At 40.7% G+C, this 15,100-nt stretch carries 14 protein-coding genes; 6 read left to right on the top strand and 8 right to left on the bottom strand.

Annotated features, from left to right (window positions below):
• Nucleotides 1-6: 6 nt before the first annotated feature.
• Nucleotides 7-777, bottom strand: coding sequence for a polysaccharide deacetylase family protein (locus tag F3G76_RS05685; RefSeq protein ID WP_149706159.1), 771 nt, complete (start codon nucleotides 775-777; stop codon nucleotides 7-9).
• Nucleotides 774-1,823 carry a glycosyltransferase gene (locus tag F3G76_RS05680; RefSeq protein ID WP_149706158.1) on the bottom strand — a complete coding sequence of 350 codons (1,050 nt, stop codon included), beginning with the start codon at nucleotides 1,821-1,823 and terminating at the stop codon, nucleotides 774-776. Before F3G76_RS05680 ends, F3G76_RS05685 begins: the two co-directional genes overlap by 4 nt.
• A 189-nt stretch (nucleotides 1,824-2,012) precedes the next feature.
• Here F3G76_RS05680 and F3G76_RS05675 point away from each other — a divergent pair, with 189 nt between their 5' ends.
• On the top strand, nucleotides 2,013-3,044 hold the full coding sequence (locus F3G76_RS05675; protein WP_149706157.1) for a glycosyltransferase family 4 protein: 1,032 nt from the start codon (nucleotides 2,013-2,015) through the stop codon (nucleotides 3,042-3,044).
• On the top strand, nucleotides 3,041-3,994 hold the full coding sequence (gene waaF / locus F3G76_RS05670; protein ID WP_149706156.1) for a lipopolysaccharide heptosyltransferase II: 954 nt from the start codon (nucleotides 3,041-3,043) through the stop codon (nucleotides 3,992-3,994). The genes F3G76_RS05675 and waaF overlap by 4 nt, the downstream gene beginning before the upstream one ends.
• A gap of 43 nt (nucleotides 3,995-4,037) precedes the next feature.
• On the opposite strand, the gene F3G76_RS05665 is transcribed toward waaF, so the two are convergent.
• Nucleotides 4,038-4,295, bottom strand: coding sequence for a SelT/SelW/SelH family (seleno)protein (locus F3G76_RS05665; RefSeq protein ID WP_257639680.1), 258 nt, complete (start codon nucleotides 4,293-4,295; stop codon nucleotides 4,038-4,040).
• Nucleotides 4,296-4,376: 81 nt separating this feature from the next.
• On the opposite strand from F3G76_RS05665, the gene F3G76_RS05660 reads away from it, so the two are divergent.
• From F3G76_RS05660 to F3G76_RS05650, 3 genes are all read left to right on the top strand, one after another.
• Nucleotides 4,377-4,928 carry a DJ-1 family glyoxalase III gene (locus F3G76_RS05660; protein WP_149706155.1) on the top strand — a complete coding sequence of 184 codons (552 nt, stop codon included), beginning with the start codon at nucleotides 4,377-4,379 and terminating at the stop codon, nucleotides 4,926-4,928.
• Nucleotides 4,929-5,152: 224 nt separating this feature from the next.
• A complete protein-coding gene (rbp, locus tag F3G76_RS05655) occupies nucleotides 5,153-5,398 on the top strand; it encodes an RNA-binding regulator (RefSeq protein ID WP_009294719.1) in 246 nt (81 codons plus the stop codon).
• Nucleotides 5,376-6,269 carry a glutamate--tRNA ligase family protein gene (locus F3G76_RS05650; protein ID WP_149705084.1) on the top strand — a complete coding sequence of 298 codons (894 nt, stop codon included), beginning with the start codon at nucleotides 5,376-5,378 and terminating at the stop codon, nucleotides 6,267-6,269. The genes rbp and F3G76_RS05650 overlap by 23 nt, the downstream gene beginning before the upstream one ends.
• Here F3G76_RS05650 and F3G76_RS05645 read toward each other — a convergent pair.
• Nucleotides 6,255-6,962, bottom strand: coding sequence for a DUF6882 domain-containing protein (locus F3G76_RS05645; protein WP_149706154.1), 708 nt, complete (start codon nucleotides 6,960-6,962; stop codon nucleotides 6,255-6,257). The two genes, F3G76_RS05650 and F3G76_RS05645, sit on opposite strands and share 15 nt — an antisense overlap.
• A gap of 15 nt (nucleotides 6,963-6,977) precedes the next feature.
• Nucleotides 6,978-10,589, bottom strand: coding sequence for a DNA polymerase III subunit alpha (gene dnaE, locus F3G76_RS05640; RefSeq protein WP_149706153.1), 3,612 nt, complete (start codon nucleotides 10,587-10,589; stop codon nucleotides 6,978-6,980).
• 82 nt (nucleotides 10,590-10,671) lie between these two features.
• Here dnaE and F3G76_RS10920 point away from each other — a divergent pair, with 82 nt between their 5' ends.
• The gene (locus F3G76_RS10920; RefSeq protein ID WP_002939925.1) at nucleotides 10,672-10,794 is read left to right on the top strand and encodes a hypothetical protein; all 123 of its coding nucleotides are present in this window, start codon (nucleotides 10,672-10,674) and stop codon (nucleotides 10,792-10,794) included.
• A 545-nt stretch (nucleotides 10,795-11,339) separates the two neighbouring features.
• On the opposite strand, the gene F3G76_RS05630 is transcribed toward F3G76_RS10920, so the two are convergent.
• Genes F3G76_RS05630 through F3G76_RS05620 form a run of 3 tightly spaced genes read right to left on the bottom strand, consistent with a single transcriptional unit; the run spans nucleotide 11,340 to nucleotide 15,096 of the window.
• Nucleotides 11,340-12,191, bottom strand: coding sequence for a universal stress protein (locus F3G76_RS05630; protein WP_087582804.1), 852 nt, complete (start codon nucleotides 12,189-12,191; stop codon nucleotides 11,340-11,342).
• Between the two features lie 18 nt (nucleotides 12,192-12,209).
• On the bottom strand, nucleotides 12,210-14,408 hold the full coding sequence (locus F3G76_RS05625; protein ID WP_021086102.1) for a polyribonucleotide nucleotidyltransferase: 2,199 nt from the start codon (nucleotides 14,406-14,408) through the stop codon (nucleotides 12,210-12,212).
• Nucleotides 14,398-15,096, bottom strand: coding sequence for a sodium:proton antiporter (locus F3G76_RS05620; RefSeq protein ID WP_002941705.1), 699 nt, complete (start codon nucleotides 15,094-15,096; stop codon nucleotides 14,398-14,400). The genes F3G76_RS05625 and F3G76_RS05620 overlap by 11 nt, the downstream gene beginning before the upstream one ends.
• Nucleotides 15,097-15,100: the final 4 nt, after the last annotated feature.

The following is a 15,100-nucleotide window of genomic DNA, read 5'->3' as shown; positions in this document are numbered from 1 at the left end:
TTAGTCCTAACTCCTAAGAAAAGCATAAATAGATCCCAAAAAGTCATTTTGGTAGATAAACATAGTCTTTTTAAGCCATTTTTCATCGCGCTTTGTCACTATGCGTTTTATCTCCTCTAAGTTGCCATCAGCCTTGTTTATGCCACGCTTTGTCGTGAAAAATGCCTTGTAGCCATGCTTTTTAGCAGCATTTAGATACTCGTCATTATATTTGCCTCTTGGCCAGCAAAGTGCGTCATCTTCAAAGCCAAAATTTTTCTTCATAAACTCACGACAAATACCAAATTCTTCATCTAAGCTAAGCTGCCCAAAATATCCATCAAAATGCCCGTGCGTATGCGAGTGAAAGCTAAAACAATCGCTCATCTTCTCGATCTGCTCTAAATTTAAGATCACATCTTGCGGCCTACTTGGAGCAAGCCTCTTGCACTCGTTGTGATCAACGTTTAAAAAGCTAGCGGACCTCAGCTCATGGGCCTTTTGGGCTGCCTCTATCCAGCCAGTTATTATAAATATATTTGCTTTTAGTCCAAATTCTTTCACGATAGGATAGGCATAGATGTAGTTGTCCATCCAGCCATCATCAAATGTTATGCAAACGCTCTTTTTAGGCACCTCAAGCTCGCCCTTTTTGTACGCGATAAATTCATTTATGCTTAGTGTTTTATAGTCATTTTCGGCTAGAAATTTCATGTGCGATCTAAACTCATCCACGCTACTAGCGATAAATCCACTCTTTTCAAGCACATGATGATACATCAAAACTGGTACGCTCATTTTACAAGCTCCATATATAAATTTTGTGTGTTTTCTATCATTTTTTCGATGCTAAATGTCTCTTTGACGTACTCTCTGCCAAATTCACCCATCTGCTTTCTTAAATTTTCATCCAAAATGAGCCTTTCAAGCACTTTTTTTAGCTCCTCTTTGTTGCCATTTTCAAATAAAAATCCGCTTTTGCCATTACTCACTGCCTCGCCAAGACCGCCCACATCGCTTCCGATGGTAGCTAGCTTGCACGAAGATGCCTCAAGTAGCGCCCCGCCGATAGCCTCCATGTCTGAAGGTAGCACGCAGATATCAAGTGAGCCTAAAAAGTCGCTCACGTCGGTTCTGTTGCCAAGCATGAAGATATTTTTCTTATCTTTTATATACTCGTGTAAATTTTTATTTTGAGGACCGTCGCCCACGATAAAAAGGGCTGATTTTTCTAAATTTAGCTCGCTAAATGCATCGATTAAGAGCTTATGATTTTTAGCAGCTCTTAACACTGCAACGATGCAAACGCCTACTACATCGTCACTTAGACCAAATTCTTTTTTCATATCTATCTTAAATTCTGGCGTATATTTTTGCGTATCGATGCCTGTGTAGATTTTTAGCACCTTCTCTTTTTTCACACCTCTTTTGATAAGATCAGCGCAGACTGAGTTACAAACGCCAACTACTTTGGTGCTTAGGTTGTAAGGTATGGGAGAGCTTATAGGCAGCTGCAAATGTCTAGTGCGAACCACGCTAACTCCACAAATTTTGCCTATGATTGCGCCTATAGTGCCGTCTTTGCCTGAGTGAGTTGAGATGATTTTTATATTATTTTGTTTTACAAATTTGCAAATTTTTAAAATTTCAAGGATATTAAAAGATTTTTTAAGGTTAAACTCGACAAATTCGCACTCTATCTGCTTTTCAAGGCTTTTTGAGCCAGGATTTAGCCCATAAAAAACCTTAAATTTGCTCTTATCTAGCCCATTTATCACACGCTGCGTGCGGTGCTCCTGCCCGCCAAATCCCAAAGAGCTTTCAAGCTCAAGTATGTTTATCATTATTTTTCCTAGCTTCAATATCGCTTAAATTAGCGATTTTTAGGGCATTATAGCTAAAATTTTTTTAATTTTATTTTTAAGTATTTTACTATTTCTTTTTGATAAAATAAATCCCTTAAAATAAAAATCAAATGCCTTATTAATAATTATTAATGCTACTTATCTGGGCACTGGCTTTAGGAGTTATCGATGAAAAAAATAGTATTTTTAAGAACTAATCCAAACGCAGTTGGAGGTGCTGAAAGATACTTAAGAAGGCTTGTTAAGGCCATAAATGAGCTTGGTATCCAAACAGAAATTCGCTCATATCTTGGAGATGCTGGCATATCTTCTTGGAAAAAAGCTCTAAATTTTAACCGCCAAGTAAAACGCCAAAAGAAAGAGGACGAGTTTTATTTTAGCCTAGAGCGAGTAAGCTGCGCCGATATCTACAGGGCAGGAGACGGCGTGCATAAGGTTTATAGGGCGACAAAGAGCTTTTGGTGGCTAAACCCACTAAATTTCGTCTATCCATACTTAGAGAAAAAGTGCTTTAAAAACTCCCAAAAGATCATCACAAACTCAAATTTCATCAAAGAGCAGATCATCGCGACTTACGGCATAGAGCCTGAAAAGATCACGACCATTTATAACGGCGTAAATTTACCCCAAAGGGTACAAAAAGCTGAGGCAAAGCTCGCACTTTGTGAGGAATTCGGACTTAAATTTGAGCTTGCGACCCTGCTTTTTGTGGGAAATGGCTTTAAAAGAAAGGGGCTAAAAGAGTTTTTACTCCTTGCTTCAAAGCTAAAAACGCCAGTAAATACGCTCATTGTCGGCAAAGACAAAAACATCTCAAGCTACAAATGCCTAGCTAAAAAACTTGGGCTAAACGCCTACTTTGTCGGCGAGCAAAAGAGCACGGCGAAATTTTATGAGGCGAGTGATATTTTTATCTTTCCAACGCACTATGAGCCGTTTTCAAATGTCGTACTAGAAGCGCTTAGCTTTAAAAACGTGGTCTTTACGACGGTTCAAAATGGTGCTAGCGAGATTTTAGAAGATAAATTTGTGCTTCAAAGCCCAAGTGACGAGAGCGTGCTGGAGTTTATAGATGAAATTCTCACAAACCATGAGCTTTTAGCGAGCCTACAAGAAAAGGCTTACGAGCTTTCTTTAAATTTTAGCATCGAAAAAAACGCCACTCTTACGCTTGAAGTGATAAAAGACGCCTTAAAATGAGAGTTTTTATCGAGCTTCCAACCTGGCTAGGCGATAGCGTGATGGCAAGCGCTGCGATCGAAAATTTAGTGCAAAATGAGAAGAATTTACAAATCGTTTTTTTTGGCTCATTTGTAGCTTGCGAGCTTTACAAAAGCCACCCAAACTGCGAAAAAGTGGTCATTGATGAGAGCAAAAAGGCTAAATTTAGACTTTTATCTCTTGCTAAAAGTGCAAAAAGTCTTGGCAAATTTGATCTAGCTCTTAGCTTTAGAAGCTCGTTTGCTAGTAAATTCTTGCTATTTTTTATAAATGCTAAGAAAAAAGCCATATTTAAAAAGAGTAAAACCGTCCTTCATCAGGTGCTAAAATATGCAAATTTTGTAAAAAATGCCCTAGGCCTAAGCGAAATTTCTACTCAGCTAAAGCTACATTTTACACCTCAAATTTCAGCTAAAAAAACACTAGCTCTAAATCCAGGTGCGAGCTACGGAAGTGCGAAAAGATGGTACCCAGAGTACTTTGCGCAGGTGGCGCTAAATTACAAAGATGAGTTTGAGATAGTCATCTTTGGTGGCAAAGGCGAGCAAGAAATTTGTGAAAAAATAGAGCAAATTTTAAAAGAAAATGGCGTAGCTTGCCAAAATTTAGCTGGCAAAACCAGTGTCAAAGAGCTTTGTGAGCGCATAGCTGGGCTTAGTAAAAATGGCATTTTCGTAACAAACGATAGCGGCCCTATGCACGTAGCTGCCGCCTTTCTTGTGCCAACGATCGCTCTTTTTGGACCGACAAAATTTAGCGAAACCTCGCCCTGGGGCAATGAATTTGCAAAGATAGTGCATCTAAATTTAGCTTGCATGCCCTGTATGAAGCGAGTTTGCCCGCTAAAAACGCATGCTTGCATGAAATATCTCAAGCCACAAATGGTAATAGATGAGATAAATTTACTAAGAAAAGAGAGTGGGATTTAGGTAAAAAATAAAACGAGGCAGTTGCCTGCCCCGCTAGTTAGCATTAAGCCGACTTTTCTTTGAGATATTTGTTTATAAGAGTTGTGATCTCTTCGCCGTGTGGGAACCTTGACTCATCGTTTCCGATGCGATCTTTTTTAGAAAAGATAACGTTTCCATCAACCTCGACGATGAAATTTCCACCATCTCCCACAACCAACTCGACTCTTGCATCACTAAAGTTCGCTTTTATTTCATCTTCTACACGAGAAGCTACCGGACGATAGTTTCAAGAGTTGCAGTAAATAATTTTTACTTGCATGCTCTGTCCTTTCTTGTGAAATAAGCTTTGATTATATAAAATTTATCCTAACAAACAGATAACACGAGAAAGGACGATTTTATGAAAAAGGTAGCCGTAATCCTAGCTGATGGTTTTGAGGAGATCGAGGCGCTAACCTCCGTCGATGTTTTACGTAGAGCAGGTGCGATAGCATCTATCGCTAGCTTGAAGGACGCGCAGATCAGAGGTGCTCACAACATAAGTGTAAAAGCTGATGTCACACTTCGCGAGGTGGAGGAGCTAGGCTATGATGCGATCGTGCTTCCAGGAGGTCTGCCTGGTGCAGAAAATCTTGCAAATGACGCCAAGCTAAGAGAGATTTTGCAAGAATTTGACAAAAAAGGTAAGCTAATTTGTGCCATTTGTGCCGCTCCTATGGTGCTTGAGCGAGCTCGTGTGCTTAAAGATAGCTTTGTTTGCTATCCTGGCTTTGAAGAAAATGTAAGAAGCGACAAAAGAGGCTACGTGAGCGATAAAAACGTGCTAAAAGATCAAAACATAATCACTGGCAAGGGACCTGCTTTTTCTATGGAATTTGCGCTTTTTATAGTGAAAAATTTGCTTGGCGAAGAGGCTTATCATAAAGTAAAAAATGATTTACTTTATAAATAGTTTATAAAAAAATTGTAATTTTTTATTTAATTATTCTACTTAAACTTAAGGATAAATTTTGTTTAGTGATAGATATTATAATGCCTTGCTGTTGCGATTTGTTGCATTTAAGGATATTTTTTAAAAATTTGTAATATTTTTTTTGATTTTTACATCTTTTTGACGGAAATAAGCTATTATTTCTCTAATCGATCAGATCGATAATTTTTTTAAGGAATAATCCTGTGAACATTTATGTAGGAAATTTGTCGTATAGAACGACAGAGGCAGAGTTGAAGGAAGCTTTTGCACAATTTGGTGAAGTAAGGCGCGCAAAGATCGTAAAAGATAGAGAAACAGACCGCTCAAAGGGCTTTGGTTTTGTTGAAATGGACGACGCGAACGAGGGCCAAAAGGCGATCGACGCACTAAATGAAAAAGAACTTGGCGGACGCACTTTAAGAGTAAATGAGGCTAGACCAAGGGATTAATGACTATTTGCCACCATCTGGTGGCATAGTCTCTCGCATAGCTCCGACGCCAAGCGGCTACTTGCACGCTGGCAACGCCTACAACTTCATCTTGACTTACCTTTTGACGCGCTCACTGGGTGGAGTTTTGCACTTAAGGATTGATGATTATGACCTTGGCAGATACCGGCGCGAATTTGTTCAAAATATCTTTGACGTTTTAGAATTTCTGGGGCTAGATTGCGACAAAGGCGCTACAAGTGTTAGCGACTTTGAGCGTAATTTTAGCTTTAAAACAAGAGCAAAAAGATATGAAAACGCACTTAAAAAGCTAGATGAAATTTACATTTGTGAGTGCACAAGAGCTACCAAAGATGCCTATGAAAACGGCATTTACACTAAAATTTGCAAATACAAAAAGCTAAAATTTATAAAAGATAAAACCGCTATCAGACTAAGCGTTGATGAAAATTTCGAGCTTGGCAGGCAAGTGGCGGCACAGATGGGCGATTTTGTCATTTATAAAAAGGATTTTACTCCAGCTTACAACTTCGCAAGCGTCATTGACGATGAATATATGGGGGTAAATTTGGTCGTTAGAGGCGAAGACCTGCTGCCTTGCACGCTAGCTCAAAGATACATTGCAAAAAGGCTAAATTTTAGCTTTTTAAATGCTAAATTTATCCACCACAAGCTACTTTTAGACGGAGCCAAAAAGCTTTCTAAAAGCTCGAAATCGCCAGCTATTGATCTAAGCCAAAATCCTCAAATTTATTACAAAATGTTAGCAAACGATCTTGGACTAAATTTAAACTCAGCAGATAAAATTTCAAACCTTTTGTATGAATTTCGGCTTAAAAATATAGCTGAATTATTGCTAAATCGCACCTGAAACATTTATAAGTCTATTTAGATCATCAAATTTGAAGCTAAGTTCATCTTTAAACTTAGCTACGATCTCATTAGGTTTTTCATCAAATTTAATGCCACAACCCAGCAAAAGCCCTTTTATAAAAAGCCTGTGATCAAGCTCATAGGTACTTATACACTCATTTACTACGCTAACTACTTCGTTTGCTAAAACTGGCTCTTTAAAGATAGTCTCCGCCCTAAATGCCACGTATGCAGCACCTCCGTCGTAATCAATCCTATAATAGCTTAGCTCGTCGCCAAGTGCCACGCAAGCGACCAAGCTGAGCGTATGTCCATTTACATTTTCGTCCAGCTCAAACTGCGCCGTGCTAAACACTTCAAGCCCAAATTTCTCGCCAAACTCACGCGCCCTATTTGCAAGGCTAAGCAAGCACTCATCAAAGCCATTTACATTTTCATAGCCCCAAAGCCAAGTATTTGATGAAAAGCTCTCAGAGCCGATAAACTGCATATCAAACTCCTGATTGTCAAAGCAAATTTTGCCGCTTTCAAAGTCAGCCTGCCATTTGCTAGCCTCAACCACTTGCTTAAAAAGCCGTTTTTGAAGCAGCATCGCTCTGCCAAGGCAAGCGCTAAAAAGCTCACTCCAGTTACTTTTATCTATGCCAAGCTCATCTAAAAAATGGCTCTTTTTTCTAAAAATATCAAACATTTCTCGTCCTTAAATTTACGCTGAAGCTGCGAGCTTTTCTATCTCTTCGCCCACATCATCACTTACGATAAATTCAGTCTTATAGATGAAAATTTCACCTGTCGTTTCATTTTTTATCTTCAAAATTAGCCGTTTTTGATTATTTGGAGCATTTTTGCTAAAAACTAGTGAGTAAATTTGCTCCAGCTTTTGCCTGCTAAGCTCGCTAAGGCTTAAAAGCACCTCTAGTTCGGCATACTCTCTTGCTTTTTGAGGGGCGCTCGCCTCTTCGTTTTTGCTAAATTTAGAGTTTTGCTTTAGCTTTCTAGTCTTAAAGTCTAAATTTTGCGCATCTTCTAGGCTATAAACCTCGTTTAAATTTGTCCTTACAAACTGATCGTCGCGCGAGATATTTATCCTAAAAGCATAAGGCAGATCGCGCTTTGCCTCGTCTTTTACGATATCTTCGATGTTACCAAGCTCCCTTTCAAAGACGGCGATCTCGATGTTACCGTGAAAGTCAAGCACATTTATAGTGCCCATTTTTTTGCCACTTTTTGTGATCCTTGTGCTAAAGTCCTCGATCTTGCCAACCACCAAAATTTCAGCACTTTGTGGCAAGGTCTCAAACTCCGAGCTTAGCGTGTATTTAATCTTATTTATCTCGTCCTTATAGTCATCAAGCGGGTGACCTGAGAGGTAGATGCCAACACTCTCTTGCTCAAATTTCAAGATCTGTTTAATGTCAAATTCATCATCTATAGTGACGAAATTTATCTTCACATCATTCATACTATCATCTTCGCCAAAGAGGCTCTCGGCCGCATTTTTACGTATCTGAGCTGCATTTTTGCAAGCTTCTACGATATTTTCTACATTTTGCAAAAGCATCTTGCGGCTAAAGCCAAATTCATCAAAGCAGCCAGCTTTTATAAGGCTTTCAAAGACCTTTTTATTGACCTTAAATGGATCGATCCTTGAGGCAAAGTCGTCCATGCTCTTAAACTCGCCCTTTGCGTCACGCTCAGCGATGATGTTCTCAATTGCCGCTCCGCCAACACCCTTAATCGCTCCAAGTCCAAATATAATGCCATCGTGACCCTCATTTTTAACGACGCTAAATTCTTTGGTTGATTTGTTGATAGATGGTGGCAAAGTATCGATGTTTATGCGTTTTATCTCATCGATGTAGCGAACGATCTTATCGACGTTGCTCTCCTCGCTTGTTAGAAGTGCCGCCATAAATTCAGCCGGATAGTAAGCCTTCAGATAAGCCGTCTGAAACGTGACATAAGCGTATGCTGCGGAGTGAGACTTGTTAAAGCCATATCCTGCAAATTTAACGATCAGCTCGAAAAGATCATCCGCTTTTTGACCATTTAGCCCTTTTGCCTCAGCGCCTTTTACAAACTCGCCCTTTAGCCTATCCATCTCCTCTTTGATCTTTTTACCCATCGCACGGCGCACAAGGTCCGCACCGCCTAAGCTAAAACCGCCTATGGCTTGCACGATCTGCATGACTTGCTCTTGATAGACGATGACGCCGTATGTTGGCGCAAGGATCGGCTCAAGCTCCTTAAATGCGTATGTTATCTCCGCTTCGCCATGTTTTCTTTTGACGAAGTCATCAAGCATGCCACTCTCCATCGGTCCTGGGCGGTAGAGTGCTAGCATCGCGACGATATCCTCAAAGCAGTCTGGGCGCAGGCTAGTTCCTAGCTTTCTCATGCCCTCGCCCTCTATCTGAAAGATGCCGATGGCTTGGCCACTTTGTATCATTTTATAAACGCCAGAGTCGTTTTTATCGACCTGCTCCCAGATGATGTCTCTGCCGGTGCGCTGTTTAACGAGCTTTATCGCATTATCTATAACCGTTAGCGTCTTAAGACCAAGAAAGTCAAACTTTATTAAATCAACGTCTTCAAGGTATTTTAGACTATACTGCGTCACAAAGCGATCTTCTGGGCTGTTTGGCTGGCGAAATAGCGGGGTTTTGTTCCAAAGCTCTTCGTTTGAAATGACGACACCTGCTGCGTGCTGACCGGCGTTTCTGTTTAGCCCCTCAAGATCAAGGGCAAATTTCCAAATTTTAGCCGCCTTTGGATTTTGACTTATTAGCTCAGCTATCTTTGGTTCTTTATCATAGGCGTCTTTTAGCGTGATGTTTAGCTCATCAGGGATAAGCTTTGCCATCGCATCAGCCTCCGCATAAGGCATGTCGCAGACTCTAGCGACATCTCTAATGACACCTTTTGCGAGCAATTTACCAAATGTAATAACGCCAGCAACGTTAAATTTGCCGTATTTTTGCGTGACATAGTCGATGATCTCGCCACGTCTGCTTTGGCAAAAATCCACGTCGATATCTGGCATGCTAACGCGCTCTGGGTTTAGAAATCTCTCAAAAAGCAGGTTGTATGGGATAGGATCAAGGTCGGTGATCTTTAGCGAGTAAGCGACCAAGCTACCAGCCGCGGAGCCACGTCCTGGGCCAACTGGCACGCCTCTGCGCTTGGCTTCATTTATAAAGTCCCAAACGATCATCATATATCCTGGGAAATTCATCTTGTTGATAATGCCGATCTCTATCTCAAGGCGCTTTCTATACTCTTCGTGTAAATTTTCAGGGACAAATTTCAGCCTCTCTTCAAGACCCTTTCTGCACTCATGCTCAAAAAATACAGCGTCATTTTTGAAGCTATATCTGTTTTCTGGCTCTGGAAGGGTCAAATTTCTCTCCTTGGCACACTCAAGAGTAAATTTAAAATTTGGCGGAGTTGGGTTGCCAAGCTTGATCTCAAGATTGCACTTATCCACGATCTCTTGGGTATTTTCTATCACTTCAGGGATGTCTAAAAATAGCTCGTTCATCTGCTCTTTGCTTTTGACAAAAAACTCATGGACGCTGTGGCGAAGGCGGTTTGGATCATCTAGAGTTTTGTTCATCGCGATGCACATGAAAACCTCGTGCGCAGCGGCTCTTTCTTTAAAAGTGTAGTGGGTGTCGTTTGTGGCGATGACCTTGATGCCAGTCTCTTTTGCGATACGCAAAATGTCATCGTCTATGCGCCTTTGATCGCCAATGCCGTGGCGCATGATCTCAAGGTAAAAGTCATCTCCAAAAATTTCTTTATACTCAAGCGCGACCTCTTTTGCCCGCTCGTAGCCTTTAGCGCCAAATTTAACGTTACGCTCGCTTAAATTTAGATGCCAGCTCACCTCGCCCTGCAAACAAGCAGAGCTACAAACTAGGCCTTCGCTGTGCTCTTTTAAGATTTTTTTATTGATACGAGGATAGTAGTAAAAGCCCTCGATATAGCTCATGGAGCTAAGATACATCAGATTTTTATAGCCAGTCTCGCTTTTGGCGATTAGGATGAGGTGAAAGCGCTGCTTGGTGCTCTTATCATCGAGCTGCTCGCCGTTATGCACGTATGCTTCGATGCCAATTAGCGGTTTTATCCCATTTTTTTTCATCTTTTTGTAAAAATCAATCGCGCCAAACATGTTGCCGTGATCCGTGATCGCTGCTGCCGTGTCGCCTCTGTCATGGAGCGTATGAGCTAGCTCTTCTATCTTGTTGGCTCCGTCTAGTAGGGAGTATTCGGTGTGTAAATGTAGGTGTGTAAAGCCAGAATTTTCACTCATTTTTTATCCTTTTTAATGAGCGGATTTTACAAAATTTTGGCTAATAAGGCGCTTGATGAAAGCTTAATGGGAGCTTTAAAATTTGCAAAAACAGCTTGATCAAATTTTCAAATTTATTTGTCTAAAAAAGTTTTCTCAAATTTTAAAATTTATGAACGAGCATATCACGCTTCTAAATTTAGTGGCGAATGACTATGAGCCCTAAATTTAGTAAGTTGCTAAGGCGAGTGAGTAAGATTTTAAAATTTGCTTTGTTAAGTCAGGTACGTGTCATGCAAATTTTAAAATTTCATAAGCGAGCAATTTCGGCTCTGATTTTAGTGGCAAGCTTTGCGAGATCTAAAATCAGTAGTCAATTCTTAGGAGTGAATGGAATTTTAAAATTTACAAAATAGCAAATTTCTCTTTTAAAAATACAGACCTTAAATTTAAAAACTCTTTTATCCAAAAGGGAGACAAGGGGACTCGAGTTACGAGGCCGTCCCCTTATCCCCCTTTTTAAATCCCCCAATCCCCTCGCACGTTCAAAGGGCATGCAAATGTGCTTCGCACTGCATGCGATCTATTATAGGACAAGTGTTTGACAAATTTTAAAATTTATGAGCGAGCATATCACGGCTCTAAATTTAGTGGCGAGTGGCTACGAGACCTAAATTTAGTAGTCTGCTAAGGCGAGTGAGTAAGATTTTAAAATTTGCAAAACGAAAAGATGAATTTATTAAATTAGATCGCGGACTAAGCCGCAATCCATTATAGATAAACTGGGATATTTGTATGTTCTAAGAAAAATCTTGATGTTCCACCAAGGACCATCTCCATTAGTCCGTTTTCACCGTATCTGCTAGCTACGATAAGGTCTGCGTTTCTATCATTTGCAGCTTTTAAAAGTGCCTCGCCAGGTATCGTTGTAGTTGCTATAACTTCAAAACTAGCACTGATATTATGAACCTTAAAATACTCTTCAAGTTTTTTAAGATTTAGCTCGGCGTTATCGCCAAGGCTTGCTTTTGAAGTGATGCACTGAACCTTTTTAGCGCTCTTTAAAAGATCGATCGCTCCAGTTAGGGCTCTTGAGCTTTGAGTTGTTCCTGTCCAGCTTACAAGGATGTTATCAGCTTTAAAATCACGCATCTTTCTTGGGATAACGATCGCATTTTTGCCACTTTTTAAAACAGCTGACTCAAATGTGCCAGTGATCTTGCCATCAAGTGGCACTGCAGCTACGACTAGATCGCAAAATTTACTCTCTTGCTCGACTATGGCGCTTCTTTTTCCATTGTGAATCGTGAAATTTGCAGTGCAGACATCTTCGATGACCTCGTCGCTCACCTTTATGCCAAGCTCGGCGCAAATTTTATTAAAAAGCTTTTCGTTCTCTTCGTGCTCAACCGCAAGCTCAGACTTGGCTGATTTTAAAAATTCCTCAAAAAGCACTCCACCACGAAGCGTCATTTTCATATTATAAACCACGCTTGGATCTAGTTGGCAAGTGAGGATCTCCATGTGAGCTTTAAACCATTGTGCAACCTTTAAAGCACCGTAAATTCTTGGCTCGATATCGTCCCCTGCTCCTATTGGAAAAAGCAACTTTTTGTATTTCATCATCTATCCTTTAAAAATTTATTCAACCAAAGAGAGCGAAATTTTGTTTCCTTTTTGCTCGCTCACACACACTTTTACCTGATCACCTACGTTTAATGGGCTCTTTATCTTTGAGATGTGAAGCAGACCATCAACACCGTCTTTTAGCTCGATAAATACTCCAAAATCAACCACGCTTTTTACGCTTCCAACAAACTCATCTCCGATATTAAATGTCGGTTTTACACGGTCTTTGTCGTGTTTAAACGGCTTTTTGCCAAATGAGCGAGAGTTCTCTTTTGAAGTGATAGAGATGATGTAGTCTTTTGCTGCATCGACGTTTTTCTTAGCGCCGCCTGCGATTTTAACCTCGCCTTTTTCTCTATCAAGGTCGATCGAAACCTCAAATTTCTCGATGATCTCTTTTATAGTCTTACCAGCTTGACCGATGATATCTACGATCTTGCTTGGATCAACGTTAAATAGCTCAAGTTTTGGCAATACATCCTCGTTTATCTCTATATTTTTATCAGCCTGTGTCATTAGAGCAAGGATATGCTCTCTGCCGCGTTTTGCTTGATAAAGCGCCTCTTTTAGCACTTCTAGGCTGATGCCTCCAAGCTTGATGTCCATCTGAAGCGCTGTGATGCCATCACTTGTGCCAGCAACTTTAAAGTCCATATCGCCGTCGTGGTCTTCAAGCCCCATGATGTCGGTTAAAACAGCGTGTTTATCACCTTCAAATATAAGACCCATCGCAACACCAGCGACTAGTTTTTGGGTATTAACCCCAGCTGCTCTAAGTGCGAGCGAGCCACCGCAAACGCTAGCCATAGAGCTTGAGCCGTTGCTCTCTAAAATTTCTGAAACGACCCTTATCGTATATGGAGAAGCTAGATCGATGCTTGGTGCAAGGGCACGTTTGGCTAAATTTCCATGTCCAAGCTCACGTCTGCCAGGAGCTTTAAGTGGGCTTGCTTCGCCGACACTAAAGCCTGGGAAGTTGTAGTTAAACATAAATTTCTCAACCAAAGGAGCTTTTTCAGTTAGGATGTCATACATCTGAGCATCGCTATCTGTGCCAAGAGTGGCGACAACTAGCGCCTGAGTTTGACCTCTTGTAAAGAGACATGAGCCGTGAGCGTTTGGAAGGACATTTGTCTCGATGCTAATAGGCCTAACCTCTTCAAGCCCGCGTCCGTCGGCTCTAACGCCCTCGTTTATGATCTGCTCTCTTACTATTTTCTTTTTATATTTGCCAAGGACATTTGAGATGACAGCCTCGTCCCAGCCCTCTTTTTGAGCTACCTCATCGCTTGAAATTTGTTTAGCGATCTTGCCAAGCTCGCTTGCACGCTCGCTCTTTGCCATTTGATTGATCGCGTTTTTAACCTCTGCTTTGTAAAATTTATCGATATAAATAGCGATATTTTCGTTTTCTATCTCTGGTTTTAGCTCAAGTGCGGCATCCTCTTTTTTATGCTCTTTAAACGCCTCTTCATAAGCGCTGCTAGCTCTTAGTATCGCTTTACCAGCAAAGTCGATCGCCTCAACCATCTTATCTTCGCTAAATTCATTCATCACTTGCTTTTGCGCCATGCTATCGCTTAGGCTAGGATCTATCATCGGCTCTATCGCTACCATTGGTATGAGCTGCGTAGTTTGCTGAGGCAAGCTTCTCATCTCGATCATCAAAAGCTCATCTTTTGTGCCAGCAACATAAAGATCGATCGCGCTTTGTTTTAGCTCAGAGTTGCTTGGATTGATAACAAATTTATCATCTATATAGCCAACTCTTACACCACAAACTGGGCGATTTACAGGGATGTCGCTAAGGTAAAGTGCAACTGAAGCCGCATTTAGGCTCACAACTTGCAAATCAACCTCAGGATCAGCTGAAAGTACCATGACAACGATCTGTGTTGGGTATGCGTAGCCTTTTGGAAAAAGTGGGCGAAGTGATCTATCTATGATGCGAGCTGTTAGCGTCTCAAAGTCGCCTGGCTTAGTCTCACGCTTGACGTAACCTCCTGGTATTTTGCCAGCAGCGTAAGCTTTTTCGATGTATTGTACCGTTAGAGGTAAAAAGTCCTCTTCAACTTGCACATCTTCTCTTGCCACAGTTGCTAAAACTACGGTGTTTTTCACCCTTAAAAGCACTGCCCCACTAGCTTGTTTAGCTACTTTATTAAGGTCAAAAATTTCGACCTGATTATTGACTTCTATACTATATTGCATTATTTTTATCTCCTTGTTGTTTTTGTAACGGTAAATAGTGAGGGCTCTCTTCTAATATCGACATGATGCGCTCGCTCGTAGCCTCGATCTTTTTCTCATAATACGAATCCACATCGATAAAATCAACGATCTTGTTTATCGTGTAAATTTCATCGACCATATCATTTAAATTTGCAAAGACATCAGTGGCTATCATCGGCGTTGCGTATGAGATGGATTTTACCTTCACATCAAGCAGCGTCTTTATGCAGATGAGTGCCGTCATGCCAGTCTCACACCCCTCATCGATTAGTAAAATATTCTTGCCCTTTAGCTCTCCTATCAAATTTCCTTTTCTGTATTTATAGACATTTTTTAAAATTTTCTCTTCATATTTTCTATGCGCTTCGCCGTAGATGTAGTCATAGCTTATGTTAAAAGCTTTTATGAGAGGATCGTTTAGCACTATATCCTCAGTTTCGCTAACTATCGCTACGTCGCATTCGCTGTTGTTTGGCGCAGGGATTGGCTCGCTAAAGAGCATCTCATAGCTTAAATTTAGCCCCCTGCAAACCACATCAGTCAGGATAACTGACTCAAGCGACATGCAAAGAACTATCGTCTTAGCATCATTTAGCTCTTTTTTTGGCAAGATCTCGATGAGCTTGTTAGCTGCATCTAGTTGATCTTTAAATTTAACGCTTGCCATTTAT

The organism is Campylobacter concisus (genome assembly GCF_902460575.1).
Lineage (GTDB): Bacteria > Campylobacterota > Campylobacteria > Campylobacterales > Campylobacteraceae > Campylobacter_A > Campylobacter_A concisus_AW.
The sequence above is the reverse complement of the archived record's forward strand: the minus strand, read 5'-3'. Positions and strand labels throughout refer to the sequence as shown.